Source organism: Pseudomonas sp. EA_65y_Pfl1_P113 (assembly GCF_963970525.1).
Taxonomy (GTDB): Bacteria; Pseudomonadota; Gammaproteobacteria; order Pseudomonadales; family Pseudomonadaceae; genus Aquipseudomonas; species Aquipseudomonas tritici.
In genome coordinates this window covers 1-517 of sequence record NZ_CAXAQM010000367.1, presented here as the reverse complement: position 1 = coordinate 517, position 517 = coordinate 1, and the positions used below count along the sequence as shown (strand labels likewise).

Sequence of the window (517 nt, the reverse complement as noted above, 5' to 3'; positions counted from 1 at the left end):
CCCATAACCCCGGACCCCACACATCCCATGCAACCCGCCACATCGGCGGCGACGAAACACGCGTCTTTAGAGAAACTTCTCAATTCGACGCGATGCGAATCTTTCGAATCAAAAGATAACACTCCCGGTTGCGAGGCATAGACAAAAAAGAGATTCGCCGGGAGCTATGAACAGCTTGCACAGCTGCGAATCAAACCGTCGGTTCAATTGCCGACGAACGGACCCAGTGTTTCGCCGATGTCCTGGCGGATGACGAGGTCGGCGATGTCATCCTGATCGGTCGGCTCGCGATTGATGATGACGAGGCGCGCACCGGCGTTCTTCGCCATCATCGGAAAACCGGCCGCCGGCCACACCACCAGCGAGGAGCCGATCGCGATGAACAGGTCGCAGGCCCGCGACAATTCGGCGGCCCGCTGCATTTCATCGTCCGGCATCATCTGGCCGAACGAGATCGTCGCGGTCTTCACCGGCTCGTCGCACAGCGTGCAGTTGGGTGCGGCGCCCTCCTCCTCGA

The 517-nt window shown here is 60.0% G+C and carries 1 protein-coding gene; it reads right to left on the bottom strand.

Annotated features, from left to right (window positions below):
* Positions 1 to 203: 203 nt before the first annotated feature.
* The coding region (locus AACY52_RS30085; protein ID WP_339561344.1) for a Sir2 family NAD-dependent protein deacetylase at positions 204 to 517 on the bottom strand (314 nt) is incomplete at its 5' end.